Genomic DNA, 15,641 nt, shown 5'->3' on the forward strand with positions numbered 1-15,641 from the left:
ATGAGTGCACAGGAAGAATTGGTCAAACAATCCGCCTCCGACATGGCCGCACAGCTGCGGTCGGGACAGGTCTCCAGCCGCGAGCTGGTTCAGGCTCATCTGGATGTGATCGAAGCCGCCGAGCCCAGCATTGATGCATTTCTGCAGGTCAGCGCCGATCAGGCCCTGGAGCAGGCTGACGCTTTCGATAAGCGCATGGCCCATGAAGGCGCCGAAGGACTGCCGGAACTGGCCGGCGTTCCCATTGCCATCAAGGACATGATCGTCACCAAGGGCATTCCCACTACGGCTGCTTCCAAGATTCTCGAGGGCTGGGTGCCACCTTACGATGCCACCGTCATCAAGAAGCTCAAGGCCGCAGGCATGCCCATTCTGGGCAAGACCAACCTGGATGAGTTCGCCCAGGGGTCTTCCACTGAGCACTCGGCCTTCAAGCCCACACACAACCCCTGGGATACCGAGCGGGTCCCGGGCGGTTCAGGCGGCGGTTCGGCTTCGGCTGTCGGCGCCTTTGAGGCTCCGCTGGCCCTGGGCACCGACACTGGTGGGTCCATTCGCCAACCCGGATCCCTGACCGGCACCGTGGGTGTCAAACCCACCTATGGCGGTGTTTCCAGGTTCGGGGCCATCGCCATGGCATCCTCCCTGGATCAGATTGGTCCGGTCTCCAGGTCAGTGTTGGACGCCGCCCTGCTGCAGGAGATCATTGGTGGGTATGACCGCCGAGACTCCACCTCGATTCCCAAGCCGGTTCCCCCTCTGGCCCAGGCTGCTCGTCAGGGCCAGAAGCGCGATCTGAAGGGCCTCAAGGTGGGCCTGGTCAAGGAGCTGGGCGGCGAGGGCTATCAGCCCGGCGTCGAAGCCCGTTTCAACGAGGCTGTCTCGTTGCTGGAATCCATGGGCGCCGAGGTGGTTCAGGTCTCCTGCCCGCACTTCCCCTACGCGCTGGCTGCTTACTACATCATCATGCCCTCTGAGGTCTCCTCCAACCTGGCCCGTTACGACGGCATGCGCTACGGCCTGCGGGTCATGCCTCCCGATGGCGTTCCCCAGACGGCAGCCAACATGATGGCCGCCACACGCGAGGCCGGGTTTGGCGACGAGGTCAAGCGCAGGATCATCCTGGGTATCTACGCCCTGTCCGCCGGCTATTATGATGCCTGGTACGGTTCCGCTCAGAAGGTCCGCACCCTGGTCATCCGCGACTTTGAGAAGGCCTTCGAGCAGGCCGATGTCCTGGTATCGCCCACTTCGCCGACCACGGCCTTCCGTTTCGGCGAGAAGATGGACGATCCGCTGGCCATGTACCTGAACGATGTGGCCACCATTCCGGCCAACCTGGCTGGTACTCCGGCCATGTCGATTCCCGCCGGGCTCAGCGACGACGGGCTGCCTGTCGGCTTCCAGTTCTTTGCCCCCCAGATGCGCGACGAGGTCATGTACCGGCCTGCTGCAGCTCTTGAGGCGGCCCTGGAGGAGCAGTGGGGCGGACCCATCTCCCAGAAGTTGTCCACCCCCTGGCTGGATGGCCTGGCCCAGGGATCGAACAAGTAGGCATCGGAAGGAAACGGAATCACAATGGCTGAAAAACTGATGAAGTACGCCGATGCCGTGGCCAAGTACGACCCGGTGTTCGGCCTGGAGGTCCATGTCGAGCTCTGCACCAACACCAAGCTCTTCTGCCCGGCCCATATCGAGTTCGGCGGCGAGCCCAACACCCAGCTGACTCCGGTCTCCCTGGGCCTGCCCGGCAGCCTGCCTGTGGTCAACAAGACCGCCATCGACTATGCGGTCAAGCTGGGCCTGGCCCTGCACTGCAAGGTCAATGAATGGAGCCAGTTCGCCAGAAAGAACTATTTCTATCCGGACATGCCCCGTGACTATCAGATCTCCCAATATGACAAGCCCCTGAATGGCGAGGGCTATCTGGATGTGGAGCTGGACGACGGCAGCATCTTCCGCGTGCCCATCGAGCGGGCCCATGTGGAGGACGATGCCGGCAAGAACACCCACGTAGGCGGGGCTGACGGCCGCATTGAGGGTGCCGATCACTCCCTGGTGGACTACAACCGTGCTGGTGTCCCTCTGGTCGAGATCGTGACCAAGCCTATCGAGGGCGCCGGGGCGCGTACCCCCGAGGTGGCAGGGGCCTACGTCCGGGCCATCCGAGACATCGTCCGGGCCCTGGGCATCTCCCACGCCCGGATGGAGCAGGGCAACATGCGCGCCGACGTCAACGTCTCCCTGCACGCCGGGCCGGACGCCCCTCTGGGAACCCGATCGGAAACCAAGAACGTCAACACCTTCAAGGGCATCGAGAAGACGCTGACCTACGAGATCCGCCGTCAGGCAGCCCTGCTGGAGTCCGGCGGGGAGGTGCTGCAGGAGACCCGCCACTGGGATGAGTCCACACAGACCACGGCGGGCGGCCGTGTCAAGACCGATGCCAACGATTACCGGTACTTCCCCGACCCTGATCTGGTCATGGTCCATGTGACCAAGGATCATATCGAGGAGCTCAAGGCTCAGATGCCGGAGATGCCGCGCGAACGCCGCGCCCGTCTCAAGAAGGAGTGGGATTTCACCGACAGACAAATGCAGGATGCGGTCAACGCCGATGCTGTGGACCTGATCGAGAATACGGTCAAGGCCGGCGCTACGGCTGCCGGAGCCCGCAAGTGGTGGCTGGGCGAGATTTCCCGCGAGGCCAACGCCCGTGGGGTCAGCCTGCAGGAGCTGCCCATCTCTGCTCAGGATGTTGCCGATGTGGAGCAGCTGATCGCTGACGGCAAACTCAATGACAAGCTGGCCAAGCAGACCGTCTCCGGCGTGTTGGCAGGCGAGGGCAAGCCCAGCGAGGTCGTCAAGAAGCACGGCTACCAGGTGGTTTCGGACGACGGGGCTCTGGATGCTGCCGTCGACCAGGCCCTTAAGGACAACCCGGACATCGTGGCCAAGCTCAAAGGCGGCAATATGAAGCCCATGGGCGCTATTATCGGAGCGGTCATGAGGGCCACCAAGGGCCAGGCCGATGCCAAAGCTGTCAGCAAGATCGTCATGGAGCGCATCGCTAAGTCCTGACCACGCCCGGTCCGCCGACCTGGTTCCATCGGATTCGGACCGGCGGACCTGCCCAGCCTCTCATGGTTTTCCCAGGGGCGAGGGATTACAATTGATTGCCATCGCAAGGTGGCGATCATGGAGGTGACGTGATGTCTATGAGCGGCAGGGGCAATGACCGACCGCAAATGCAATCCGAGGGATCTGACGACGTGGCGAACAGACAGCTGCCCGACCGGATTGAGATTCCCTACATCCGGGGCGAGATGTTGCACCTGCGTCCGGCGGTCATCGCCGATCTGACAGCAATGGACCAGCTGGAGGCCTTTTACAATTCCACCGGCATCACCGGTAAGGGGCCTAGCGCTGAACGAGCCGTGGTCAATGCCTGGGTACGTCGATCGGTGGCCTGGTCCAAGGGTCTGGCTGCCCGTGATTCGGGCGTGGGCGATCCCGAGTCCCGCCGCACCCTGGCTTGGGCCATGGTCACTGATGCGGACACCGACCAGGACGGCTCGCCCGATGCTGATGCCACCAAGGGGGTCATTGGTATGATCTTCCTGATCGACGTGGACGGCTGGTCACGCTCGGCCAGAATCCAGGTGGTCCTGGGCAGGCACTTCCGCGGGCGTGGCTACTCCCGGGATGCCATGCCCAGAATCATGACCTACGGGTACGCGGCTGCTCCTACGGGTCTGGGCCTGCACCGGATCTGGGTGGCTGTGCCAGAGAAAAACACTCGCTCGATCTCTGTCTACCAGTCTCTGGGATTCATGATTTCGGGCACCTCCCGTGATGCGCTCTGGGACGCCGAGAACGGCAAGTATCAGGATCAGATCGTCATGGACGCTTTGGTCGACGAGTATGATCCCATCCGTTCTTTGAATGCTTTCGGCATGCACGTCATCCGCGAAAACCCCGGTGTGGCCGAAGCTCTTGTTGCACACGGATACGCGGCGGATGAGAATGGCGGCATAAGCGGGTCCGAGCCTGGGGAGTCCACCTCGGCATCTCAGGATTCGTCTGCATCAGGTGGCCCGCATTCAGACAAACCTGTTGAAGACCATGCAGGATCTGACAGCAGGAATGATGAGAGGGCAGACTCTGGTCAGACGGACGTCACAGATGCCGCGGATAAGCCTGATTCTGACGAATCTGTTGCCGAGCAGTCCGGCGAGGAGCATACGGCATCTGATTGGGCCTATGGGTCGGCTGAGGCCAAACGTTCCAAGCGTGCCTGGTGGCGTACGCTTGGTCATGGCCGTGATCGCGCGAATGGAGGTAGTCGATGAGTGCTGAGGATCTCGACAACTACGAGACCAACGCTGAACTGGCCCTGTACCGCGAGTACCGGGACGTGATCAAGCTGTTCACCTATGTGGTCGAGACCGAGCGGCGATTTTACCTGGCCAACAAGGTGGACTTCAACGTCCGGTCCGCTGGGCAGGATGTCTACTTCGACGTCCGGCTGACCGATGCCTGGGTCTGGGATGTCTACCGGTCCAGCCGGTTCGTCAAGAATGTCCGCATCGTCACCTTTAAAGATGTCAATGTGGAGGAAGTGCAAAAGACGGATATCGACATCCCCGATGCGTTGGGCTAAATATCGCTCAGGGGCGAGCATCATCACGTTTGTTCCACGCAATGGCGGGAATTCGTGTGGGAAGTCCCTCGGCAGCCTCTGGCCTGGGACGAGCCAGGTACAGTAGTGGTGATTTCATACGGTTTTCAGGAGGTTGGCATGGAGCGCAAGCAGTCCGTGATTGTCATCGGCGGAGGGCCCGCCGGCTTGACAGCGGCATGGGAACTGGTCAAGGACGGCGGCGACGAGCGCTATGACGTCACTGTTCTTGAGGCCACTGATGCCTTTGGCGGCATCTCCCGCACGGTCCGGCATAACGGCAATCGGATGGACATTGGCGGCCATCGGTTCTTCTCCAAGGATGATCGGATCATGGACTGGTGGAAGGAGGTCCTGCCTCTGCAGGGCGCGCCCTCCTATGACGATAAAAAACTTGGCCGCCACCACGACCTGGAACCCGGCGGCCCTGATCCGGAGAAGACCGACCGGGTCATGCTCAAGCGTCACCGCGTCTCCAGGATTTACTGGAACCACCACTTCTTCGACTACCCCATCTCCTTGACGCTCAACACCCTCAGGGCCATGGGCTTCAAGCTGACCATGCAGGCCGGGTTCAGCTACCTGAAGTCCGTCGTCCACAAGCTGCCTGAGGACAACCTGGAGAACTTCTATATCAACCGCTTCGGCCGCAAGCTCTACTCCATGTTCTTCGAGGGCTACACCGAAAAGCTCTGGGGCCGTCATCCCCGCGAGATCAGCGCCGACTGGGGTGCCCAGAGAGTCAAGGGGCTCAGCATCATGGGCGTGCTCAAGAACGCCTTCCAGAAGCTGCTGCCCAAGAAGCGCGATGCTCATCAGGTCGAAACCAGCCTGATCGAGGAGTTCTGGTACCCCAAGCTGGGTCCAGGCCAGCTCTGGGAGACCGTGGAGCGTCGCAATGTGGAGCACGGGGTCCACGTGATCACCGATGCCCGCGTAATCGGACTGACCCAGCATGACGGCCACATGACCGGTGTCATCTATCGCAACGCTGATGGTAAAGAAGTGACTCTGCAAGCCGACCAGATCATCTCCTCCATGCCCATCAAGGACCTGGTGGAGGCCATCGCCCACGAGGAGCCGTCCACCGACAAGGAAATGGTCAGGGTGGCTCAGGGTCTGCCTTACCGTGACTTCGTGACCGTTGGTCTGCTGGTCCGCCACCTGCGCATCCGCAACACCACCTCCATCAAGACCTTGGGTGATCCGCCCATTGTTCCCGACTGCTGGATTTATGTGCAGGATCCCGGCTACAAGATGGGCCGCATCCAGATCTTCAACAACTGGAGCCCCTACATGGTCAAGAACGTGGACGGAACTGTCTGGATCGGCCTGGAGTACTTCTGCAAAGAGGGTGATGAATTCTGGAGCATGAGCGATCAGCAGACCACTGACTTCGCCATCAAGGAGCTGACCCGGATGGGCATCATCAACGGCCCTGCCGACGTGCTGGATTCCCACCGGGAGCGGGTGGTCAAGGCCTACCCGGCCTACTTCGATACCTACGCCCAGATGCCAGAGCTGGTCAAATGGCTGGACTCCTTCGGCAACCTCTACTGCGTGGGTCGCAACGGGCAGCACCACTACAACAACCAGGACCACTCCATGGCTACATCCATGGAAGCCGTGGCCAACATCAAATCTGGGCGTGCCGACAAGACCAACGTCTGGAACGTCAATACCGAGAAGTCTTATCACGAGGAGAAGTAGACAAACCTCGTCTTTCGTTTCGTTTTAAGCCTCCGATCGAAAGTTCGGGGGTTTTGCCATCACGACAGGGCGATGGCCGGCGCCTTCAGGGGCAGGCCCAGCAGCTGTGAGAAGAAGGCTACACTCTCGCGGACCCGTTGGCGGACCACCTCTCTGATCTGCGGGTTTCCGGCGGCTCCTCTGCCGTTGCTGACGATGGACGAGAGCCCGTCGGCCATCAGCCAGGCCACAGTGCGGGTGCCGGCTGTTTGCATCAGCTGGGTCTGCGGCAGGTCGCCCCGATCCAGCCAGCGGTCCAGTGCCTTGGTCAAAGGGTCGATAATCTGTCTGACGAAGCCTTCCATCACATTGCTGTTGGTGCTCAGGTAGCTGTACCAGTTGGCCTTGTCCGCGAAGATCACGTCCATCTTCCAGATGGCCCTTATCAGATGTGGGCAAATGTCGTCCAGCGCCTCTTGAACGTTCAGGTCAGAATCATGCAGAATGTCGACCACATGATCCACGTAGGAGGCCAGGTAAGTGCGCACACAGGCATCTATCAGATCGTCCTTGGATTTGAAGTAGTAATAGAAAACGCTCATGCCCACGCCCTTGCCGTGGTTCATGGCGTGGATGACGTCGCGCAGGGAGGTGTTTGCGGCACCTTTCCGGTCGAAGACCCGCATGGCGGTGGTTACGAATTCGCTCCGCCGTTGCTCACGCAGAGATGATCGATCATTCATATGCCCAGTCTAGAGGTTTACCCATGAATATTTGGACACGCAGGCTGTTCCTTGCACCGGTCGGGCAGTCGTTGTAGGCTTATGGAAGTTCGATAAGCCGAGTCGGCATCGAATTTTCATGAGCGGTACCCCCGCACTATTCTCAAGCTATTTGCCTAGCCGAATTAGGCATAGCGAAGGAAAGGCATTACAACAGTGGCAACAAGCCAAGATATTCATTCCATGAAGCTGCCCGAACTCAAGGAATTGGCCAGGCAGCTGGGGTTGCGCGGTATTTCCGGCATGCGCAAGCCGGTCCTGATCGAGACGATCGAGGCGGCACGCTCGGGCGGCAAGGCCCCTGAGGGAGTAACCGTTGGCAAGCCCAAGGCTGCGGCCGCCGTGGCCAAGGGAGGCCAGGCTGCCGATCAGCAGCAGCCGACAAAGCAGGAGGCGAAGTCCTCCGCGGAAAGCGGACAGGAGTCCACGGAAACCCAGGAATCCAAGGGTGATAGTCCTGTCGGAGACCTCTTCGATGTTTTAGGCATTGACGATCATAAGAGCGGTCATACCGAGCACCGGAACCGCTTCCCCCATACCGTGGCCGACGAGGAGAATGTGGTCATATCCCGTCGCCGTCACCGCAGCACGGATTCATCCCGAGGCTCCCACACCAACCGCGGCCGGAGCGAGCGTGAGCATGGTGAGGAGCGCGAAGGTTCCGGCTCAGGTTCAGTGCGCAATTTGGACGACATTCTGGCAGCACTGCCTTCACGGAATGACCGGCCCCGTCGGCGCAGCTATGAGGATCGCGGCGAGGAGGGGCGCGACTACCGTCACAACGGCTATGATCGCCGAAACCGAAGCGACCGCAATGACCGCAACGATCGCAACGACCGACGCAACCGCAACAACCATCGCAGCAGCGGCCGGGATCGTGACTATGAGCCCAGGGAGAACTTCAAGCCCGAGGATCTGGTCCCCGTGGCAGGCATTGTGGATGTGCTGGACTCCTATGCTTTCGTGCGCACCTCCGGCTACCTGCCCGGCCCTAACGATGTCTACATCTCCATGGGTCAGGTCAAGAAGTACGGCTTGCGCAAGGGCGATGCCGTGCACGGATCCATCCGTCCCCCCCGCGAGGGCGAGCATCGCAATCAGCGCCAGAAATTCGTTCCTCTGCAGGCCATCGACACCATCAACGGCATGAGCGTGGAGGATGCCGCAGGTCGGCCCCACTTCAACAAGCTGACTCCCCTCTACCCGCAGGAGCGTATGCGGATGGAGACCCAGCCCAAGAACATCACCGGTCGTCTGATCGACATCGTCGCTCCCATCGGCAAGGGTCAGCGCGGTTTGATCGTTTCGCCGCCCAAGGCCGGCAAGACCCTGACCCTGCAGTCCATAGCCAACTCCATCACCGCCAACAACCCCGAGGTGCACCTGATGGTGGTCCTGGTGGATGAGCGGCCCGAGGAGGTCACTGACATGGAGCGCACGGTTCAGGGCGAGGTCATCTCCTCCACCTTCGACCGTCCCGCCAGCGATCACACCACCGTGGCCGAGCTGGCCATCGAACGGGCTAAGCGCCTGGTGGAGCTGGGGCAGGATGTGGTGGTCCTTCTGGATTCCATGACCCGTCTGGCCCGCGCCTACAACATCTCGGCTCCCGCCTCCGGACGCATCCTCTCCGGCGGCGTGGATGCTCAGGCCCTCTATCCACCCAAGCGCTTCTTCGGTGCCGCACGCAATATCGAGAACGGCGGCTCTTTGACCATCATCTCATCGGCCCTGGTGGAGACCGGGTCCAAGATGGATGAGGTCATCTTCGAGGAGTTCAAGGGCACCGGCAACATGGAGCTGAGACTGACCAGGGACCTGGCCGATAAGCGTATGTTCCCCGCCATCGACATCAATGCCTCCGGCACCCGGCGCGAGGAGCTCATCACTGCTCCCGAGGAGCTGGCTGTGGTCTATCGTCTGCGTCGTCTCCTGGGCGGCATGGAGACCGAGCAGGCCTACCAGACCTTGGTGCCCAGGCTGAAGAAGACCGCCACCAACCGGGACTTCCTGGCGGCGATCAACCAGTCTATGCTGGCTCAGAAGTAGGACTGATCCGGTAAACGTGCGTGCAACCCGGTCCAGGGCTGCAGGCTAAAGTTCGCGCGTTAAGCCACAGGTCAATAAGGGGCAGGGTGCCGGCAATCCGACACCCTGCCCCTCTTCTGTGCTCCGGTGACGTCTTAGACGTCAGCGGTGAAGATACAGGCGTTTTCTATCGACGACTTTTCTGACGGCTTCTACAATGTCTTTTGCGGTCATTCCGTACTGCTGAGCCAGATAGTCCTGGTCGCCGACCTGGCCGAATCGGTCGTGCACTCCAATGAATTCGATAGGAACAGGACAGCTGCTTGCCACTGCTTCGCTGACGGCAGCACCCAGGCCTGTGTTGACATTGTGGTTCTCGGCGGTCACGATAGCCCCGGTCTGTTTGGCCGCATCGATTACGGCCTGATTGTCCAATGGCTTCCAGGTGAACATGTCGAGGATGCGGACCCCTATGCCTTCATCGCTCAGGGTGCGGGCGGCTTTGATGGATTCAGCCACGCAGACGCCGCTGGCGATGATGGTCGCCTGTGCATCGAACTGATTGATGAGCTGCACGGCTTTTCCTATTTGAAAATCGGTTCCATCCCGGTAGATTTTGACGCACTGCTTGCGCACCAGCCGCATGTATTGCATGCCGTAGGTTCGGGCCATCCAACCCATCATCCACTTCAACATGGTGATGTCGGTGGCTTCCAGAACGGTCATTGAGGGGATGCCCCTCATGATCCCCATATCCTCAAAGGACATGTGGGTGCCGCCATTGGTCTTGGCGGTGATTCCCGGGTCGGAGCCAATGAGTTTGACATTGGCCTTGCTGTAGGCGCCGGAAATGAAGATCTGGTCCATGGCCCTTCGGCTCATGAAGGAAGCGAAGGTGTGTGCGAACGGTATTTTGCCGGTAAGGGAAAGCCCTACTGCAGTGCCGATCATATTGGCTTCCTGGATGCCGCAGTCCACTGTCCGTTCGGGGTGGGCTTCCTGGAAGGGCTTGGTGCCCATGGCACTCATCAAATCAGCATCCAGCAGAACCAGGCGCTCCTCGTCGGCCGCCAGATCGAGGAGGCACTGGCAGAAGGCCTGTCGCATTTCCTGTTTCTCGTTTTCCAAAGTATGCTCTATCATTCCTCTTCCCTTTTCATCTGTCCGTGTGTAATTGGGCTCGCGCACATGGCTCTCACGCTCAGGCTGCATTCATCATTGTTTGGATTTCAGCCAAAGCCTGGTCGCGCTGCTGCTCGTTGATTGATGTTGAATGACTCTTCGGAGTTCCGGCAATCTCAGACCATCCCAGGCCCTTGACCGTATGAAGCACGATCATTGAAGGTCGGTCGTCGGCCTTTTGTGTCTTGCTGCGGACTGTCTCCAAAGCTTGAAGAATGGAGGGGACGTCATTGCCATCGGGAACGTCAACGACCTGCCACCCAAAAGCCTCGAACTTGGCTGCGGCATCTCCCAAGGAGCAGATGTCCTTGCAGTATCCGTCCAGTTGCAGGCCGTTATAATCCATGAAAGCAATCAGATTGCCCAGGCGATGTTGGGCGGCGAAAAGGGCCATCTCCCAAATCTGCCCCTCCTGGCTCTCGCCGTCTCCTATGACCAGATAGACCTTGTTGTCCCGACCGTCCATTTTCAGTCCCAGGGCAACGCCGGCGGCTACTGAGGCCCCCTGACCCAGGGACCCGGCGGTTACGTCCACTCCGGGAACCTTGAGTCTGTCGGCATGGCTGGGAAGGTTGGTCCCGTTGCGGTTGAGGGTATTCAACCAATCCATGGGGAAGTATCCGCGCAAGGCGAGTGTGGCGTATAGGGCCGGGGCGCAGTGGCCCTTGGACAGGACGAACCAGTCCCGGTCGGCCCACTGTGGATCCCCGGGTTTGATGTTCATCTCCTGTCCGTACAGGACGGCCAAAAGGTCGGCTATCGACAGGGATCCGCCTACGTGGCCGGTCCCAAAGGCTGAGATCTCCTTGATCGTCTCCTGTCTGATTCGACCAGCGAACTGTTTGAGTTCTCTGACCTTGTCCGCATCGGTGCTTTCGTTCATGTTGATTTCCTTACTATTCTTGTAGATTGGTTCTTATTGCGGCGGTGTTTGGTTTTCCTGATTGCTGTCCTACCTGCGTTCGGGCGCATGCCTGCCCTGACTGGCTGGGCTGCGGCCAGTCTCGCCACCGGCACCCGGTAGGTTGAGCAGGATACATAGTCCAGGCCAACGCGCTCGCAGAATTCGATAGAGAAGGGATCCTCCTGCAGAAGCCCCTTGTCGTAATAGTCCTGGAGGAAGGAGCCGGCATCGTCCCGGCTGAGCCCGAAGGTCATCTGGGTAAAGTCATTGGTGCCGAAAGAGAAGAATTCAGCGCCGGCTGCTATATCACCGGCCAGCAGTGCCGCCCTGGGGGTTTCGATCATGGTTCCGACCGAGCAGTATATGGGAAGCCCGGACTCCTTGATGACACGGTTTGCCGTCTCCTCCACGATCTGCTTGACATATTCGAATTCCGCCGGCTCGCTGACCAGAGGCACCATGATCTCTGGAGCAAGGGACCAGTCGGGGTGTCGGCGCTTGACCTGGATGGCGTCTTCCACCACGGCCCGGGTCTGCATGCGGGCGATGGCGGGGTAGGTGACTGCCAGGCGGGATCCCCGGTGTCCCAGCATGGAATCGACCTCGGTCAGTTCGTCAGCAGTGTCTTTGATCTCTTCGGCTGTATGTCCGGTCGCCTTTGCCAGGGCTTCAACTGCTTGAGCGGTTTTGGGAAGGAACTCGTGCAGTGGCGGATCAATCAGTCTGACAGTCATCGGCCTTCCGCCCAAGGCCTCATACATGGCGGTGAAGTCCTCGCGTTGCATAGGCAGGAGGGCATCGAGGGCTTCCTGGCGTTCTTCTTCGTCTCCTGCCACTATCATCCGTCTGATGGCCTCGATGCGATCGGGCTGGAAGAACATATGCTCGGTGCGGCACAGGCCGATTCCCTCAGCGCCCAGCTCCTGTGAACGCCGAGCATCTTCCGGCGTGTCCGCATTAGCCCTGACCTCCTTGATGGATTCGAAGAGTTGGATGGTGGGATCGGTCGGGAACTCGCGGCCTTCCTGCTGCTTGTAGTCGTCCAGAAAACGACGGGCCAGCCATTCCATGTCCTCGGCATCCAGATCGTTGTCGCTGCTGACCTGTCGCTCGGGTAGTAAGCCTTCAGCCAGATTCAAGTCTGTCTTGGTCTTTTGCTGAGATTGGGAGCGTTCTGCCAATTTTTGTGCAGGAATCGGTACTGTTGCCATAATGGCGCCTTTCAGACCAGAAGGTTGATGACGGCGATGACTGCGAAGATATAGATTGCCGCAGTAAAGGCTTTCTGGTTGACGTGACCGGCGATCAGCCTGCCGCAGAAGACGGCGAGCAATGTGAGTGGGAGAACGCATAGGAGGGCAAGCGCGGTTTCTCTGTTGGTTGTGTTCAGTCCGACTGCGAAAGGCAGCTTCACCATATTCACCACTAAGTAGAAAGCTGCCGTGGTGCCTAGGAATTGCTTGACCGGCAACCGCTCGCTGCTGAAATAGACGGCTGTGACCGGTCCTCCGGCATTGGCCACCATGGTGGTAAAACCCGCCAGAACGCCGCAGAGCATGTGGAATGCCACGCTTATCCACTGCTTCTGCCTGTTCTTGCTTCTGGTTTCGACTTGGGGGGCTTGACTCTTGCCCCTCTGCCGCGTTTTCAGCGCGGACCTTATGCGCGAGAGGAAGTAAGGCGCAATGAAGCAGGCAAGTATGACCCCTATAATCTTTTTGGTCGCGTCATTGTCAGCGTGATGCAAGAACCAGACGCCGGCAAGGATGCCTATGGTCACAGTCGGCAGCAGTCTGAGCAGGGAGGCCAGCACGATGTCGTGTCGGTAGGCCCAGATGGCGGTCCAGTCAGCGACGACAGCCATGATCAGCGTCAGCTCGGTGGCTTCTTTGGCGGGCATCAGTGACGCCAGAGCGGCCACCGCCAGGATGGCTGAGCCTGGTATCAACGACTTGTCCAGGCCGATCAGGACAGCAGCCGCCGCCAAACCGATGATCAGCCAGAGGTTCATGTTAGGTCACTTCCTTTGTTGGCGCACGCTCTTTATAAGAAGATGCGTCGGCCGACACTGCGTCACATCAGTGCCGGCCGACATGGCAACTCCTGAGGAAACAGGCAGTTGCGTTCAGGCTTCCGCTACCAGGCGTTCTATGGTTTCGCGCTGGTAGACGGACGTTTCGTGGGCGGTCTCGTCCTCGGCAAATACGTTGGAGACGATGATGGAATCCTCCCGATCCAGGAACCCGTTCTTCTTCAGGGCGGCGAACAGGGCCTTGAAGTCCACATCGCCGTCGCCCACTTTCAGGTGCTGGTGAACGCGGGCGTTGGTCCCAGGAGGATTGGCTATATACCGCAGATCATGCGAACGATGATGGTCATAGCTGTCTGAGATATAGACCGACCTGAGTCGTTTGCCGGCCAGAGTGGTGATCCCGTCCACATTGTTGCCGTAGTGGAAGGTGTGAGGAGCCACGTACACCGCACCGACCAGCGGGCTGTTGAGGCCTCGTGTGATCCTTAGCGCATCAATGCCGTTCTCGACGAAATCGTAGGGATGCGGGTCGAAGTTGATGCGGATGCCTTCCCGCTCAAGCAGGGGCAGTATTTCCTCCATGGTTGCGTAGAAGGCAGCCTCGGACTCCTCATAACGCTCAGGTATGCCGCTGAATTCGCTGTTGATGACGTGCACGTCCAGCAGAGCCGCGATTTCGATGGCCCGCTTCCAATTGCGCACTGCTGTCTGCCGCTCTCGCTCGTCGGGCCAGGAGGTCCTGTAGACCGGCAGCAGCGAGCACAGCTCAACGTTCGCCTTCTTCAGAGCGGCCGCGAAGTCCTTGACCAGTTCGTCGTCCGCCTTGGGATGCACATAAAACGGTAGGAAGGCATCGTGCGGAGCCAGCTGCATGTACTTATAACCGGCATCCGCTACTGCCTTAGGCAGTTCCAGGAATGGCAGGTCGGGATGGAATGGTGTGGGATCCAATGCGATTTTCATATTGTCTAACCTCGTTGTTGGAACTTATGGATGCCCCTGGTTCGTCCTGTTCGTCGGCATCCTTGCTGCGGACAGGGTAGGTAGGCGCCCGGAGTTCAGAGTTTCAATCCTCCGGAGCGCTTACAGGTATGTTGCTGCTTGTTTACAGTCTTGCGATGATGTCCTGGCCGATTTGATCTGTGCTGCGTTTGCGTGAGGAATTCTCCTCAGCATCCGCTTCCACGGCGCGATCGATGCGGGCGGCTGCTTCGTCGTACCCGAAGTGCTGCAGGAGCATGGCGGCAGACAGGACCGTGGCCGAAGGGTTGGCTATACCCTTGCCCGCAATGTCGGGGGCGGAGCCGTGGATGGGCTCGAACATGGAGGGATGCTCATCGGTCACGTTGATGTTGGCTGATGCCGAATAGCCGATTCCGCCCACAACTGCGCCGGCCTCGTCAGTGATGATGTCTCCGAAGAGGTTGTCGGTCACAATCACGTCGAACCGGGAGGGATCGGTGACCAGGAAGATGGTGCAGGCATCGGCATGCAGGTAGTCATAGGTCACGTCGGGGTACTCCTTGCCGACCTTGTCCATGACCCACAGCCAGAGTTGACCGGCATAGTAGAGTACGTTGGTCTTATTGACCATGGTTACGTGCTTCTTGCCTCCGCGCTTGCGAGCCAGTTCGAAGGCAAACCTCACTGCCCTCTCGATGCCGAATTCGGTGTTCATCGAGGTCTCGGTTGCTATGGCGTGTTCAGTGCCCATGCGAAGCAGACCGCCCATGCCGGAATACAGGCCTTCCGTGCCCTCTCTGATGACGACGAAGTCGATGTCGCCGGGGTCGGCCAGGGGGGATTTGACGCCTGGATAGAGTTTCGAGGGCCGCATGTTGATGGCTTGGTCGAACGCGAAGCGGAGCTTGAGCAACAGACCGCGCTCCAGAATCCCTGACTTGACTCGAGGATCGCCGACAGCACCTAGTAGAATGGCGTCCTTTTTGTCCATGTCCTCGATTTGCTCGTCTGTGATGAGGGTGCCATCGCGCAGGTAGCGATCAGCGCCAAGATCATAGTTGGTGTAGTTAAAGGAAACGCTGTCGCTAACGGCTTCCTTGAGTACAGCTTGCGCGACTGGCACGATTTCACGGCCGATTCCGTCACCGGGGATGACCGCGATGTCCAATGTCTTCTTTGATGTTTGGGTGTTCATGCCTTTCATGTTAATGATTGCCCGGCGGCATAGCAATCAGAAAACCACTAAAAAGACCGATATACGGGATTTTCATATCAATATTCGCATAATCGTGTCGAAAATTCGCCATTCCCTTGATTTACTTATCAAAGTAGGTAGAGGACTGTCCAATAGCTGCATAACATGAAAATACAGCGGATCAT

13 protein-coding genes are annotated in these 15,641 nt (G+C 59.3%); 6 read left to right on the forward strand and 7 right to left on the reverse strand.

From position 1 onward, the window contains the following. From gatA to H3T93_RS05535, 5 genes are all read left to right on the forward strand, one after another. Positions 1 to 1,554 (forward strand): Asp-tRNA(Asn)/Glu-tRNA(Gln) amidotransferase subunit GatA, encoded by a 1,554-nt coding sequence (gene gatA, locus H3T93_RS05515; protein ID WP_144177657.1) that lies wholly within the window; start codon positions 1 to 3, stop codon positions 1,552 to 1,554. Positions 1,555 to 1,578: 24 nt separating this feature from the next. Then, on the forward strand, positions 1,579 to 3,081 hold the full coding sequence (gene gatB, locus H3T93_RS05520; RefSeq protein WP_144177655.1) for an Asp-tRNA(Asn)/Glu-tRNA(Gln) amidotransferase subunit GatB: 1,503 nt from the start codon (positions 1,579 to 1,581) through the stop codon (positions 3,079 to 3,081). Between the two features lie 167 nt (positions 3,082 to 3,248). Further along, positions 3,249 to 4,352, forward strand: coding sequence for a GNAT family N-acetyltransferase (locus H3T93_RS05525; protein ID WP_186363950.1), 1,104 nt, complete (start codon positions 3,249 to 3,251; stop codon positions 4,350 to 4,352). Beyond that, the gene (locus tag H3T93_RS05530; RefSeq protein WP_029678206.1) at positions 4,349 to 4,663 is read left to right on the forward strand and encodes a DUF2469 domain-containing protein; all 315 of its coding nucleotides are present in this window, start codon (positions 4,349 to 4,351) and stop codon (positions 4,661 to 4,663) included. The genes H3T93_RS05525 and H3T93_RS05530 overlap by 4 nt, the downstream gene beginning before the upstream one ends. A gap of 138 nt (positions 4,664 to 4,801) precedes the next feature. Beyond that, positions 4,802 to 6,391: an NAD(P)/FAD-dependent oxidoreductase gene (locus H3T93_RS05535; RefSeq protein ID WP_144177653.1), complete on the forward strand. Its 1,590-nt coding sequence runs from the start codon at positions 4,802 to 4,804 to the stop codon at positions 6,389 to 6,391. Between the two features lie 59 nt (positions 6,392 to 6,450). On the opposite strand, the gene H3T93_RS05540 is transcribed toward H3T93_RS05535, so the two are convergent. Then, positions 6,451 to 7,113 carry a TetR/AcrR family transcriptional regulator gene (locus H3T93_RS05540; RefSeq protein WP_144177651.1) on the reverse strand — a complete coding sequence of 221 codons (663 nt, stop codon included), beginning with the start codon at positions 7,111 to 7,113 and terminating at the stop codon, positions 6,451 to 6,453. A gap of 222 nt (positions 7,114 to 7,335) precedes the next feature. Here H3T93_RS05540 and rho point away from each other — a divergent pair, with 222 nt between their 5' ends. Beyond that, the gene (gene rho, locus H3T93_RS05545) at positions 7,336 to 9,201 is read left to right on the forward strand and encodes a transcription termination factor Rho (protein ID WP_232348694.1); all 1,866 of its coding nucleotides are present in this window, start codon (positions 7,336 to 7,338) and stop codon (positions 9,199 to 9,201) included. 141 nt (positions 9,202 to 9,342) lie between these two features. Here rho and H3T93_RS05550 read toward each other — a convergent pair whose 3' ends face one another. The 6 genes from H3T93_RS05550 to H3T93_RS05575 all read right to left on the reverse strand — a co-directional run bounded on the left by H3T93_RS05550 (position 9,343) and on the right by H3T93_RS05575 (position 15,456). Then, positions 9,343 to 10,323 (reverse strand): transketolase family protein, encoded by a 981-nt coding sequence (locus H3T93_RS05550; protein ID WP_144177647.1) that lies wholly within the window; start codon positions 10,321 to 10,323, stop codon positions 9,343 to 9,345. Positions 10,324 to 10,381: 58 nt separating this feature from the next. Then, positions 10,382 to 11,245: a transketolase gene (locus H3T93_RS05555; RefSeq protein ID WP_144177645.1), complete on the reverse strand. Its 864-nt coding sequence runs from the start codon at positions 11,243 to 11,245 to the stop codon at positions 10,382 to 10,384. Further along, complete coding sequence (locus H3T93_RS05560; RefSeq protein ID WP_198214743.1) at positions 11,242 to 12,477, reverse strand: putative PEP-binding protein; 1,236 nt, start codon at positions 12,475 to 12,477, stop codon at positions 11,242 to 11,244. Before H3T93_RS05560 ends, H3T93_RS05555 begins: the two co-directional genes overlap by 4 nt. 11 nt (positions 12,478 to 12,488) lie before the next feature. Further along, positions 12,489 to 13,277: a sulfite exporter TauE/SafE family protein gene (locus H3T93_RS05565; RefSeq protein ID WP_144177641.1), complete on the reverse strand. Its 789-nt coding sequence runs from the start codon at positions 13,275 to 13,277 to the stop codon at positions 12,489 to 12,491. Between the two features lie 114 nt (positions 13,278 to 13,391). After that, complete coding sequence (locus tag H3T93_RS05570) at positions 13,392 to 14,261, reverse strand: sugar phosphate isomerase/epimerase family protein (RefSeq protein WP_144177639.1); 870 nt, start codon at positions 14,259 to 14,261, stop codon at positions 13,392 to 13,394. 142 nt (positions 14,262 to 14,403) lie between these two features. Continuing rightward, on the reverse strand, positions 14,404 to 15,456 hold the full coding sequence (locus tag H3T93_RS05575) for a 3-isopropylmalate dehydrogenase (protein WP_144177637.1): 1,053 nt from the start codon (positions 15,454 to 15,456) through the stop codon (positions 14,404 to 14,406). Positions 15,457 to 15,641 lie beyond the last annotated feature (185 nt).

Origin of the sequence: Bifidobacterium sp. M0404 (genome assembly GCF_016101415.1) — a bacterium.
Lineage (GTDB): Bacteria > Actinomycetota > Actinomycetes > Actinomycetales > Bifidobacteriaceae > Bombiscardovia > Bombiscardovia polysaccharolytica.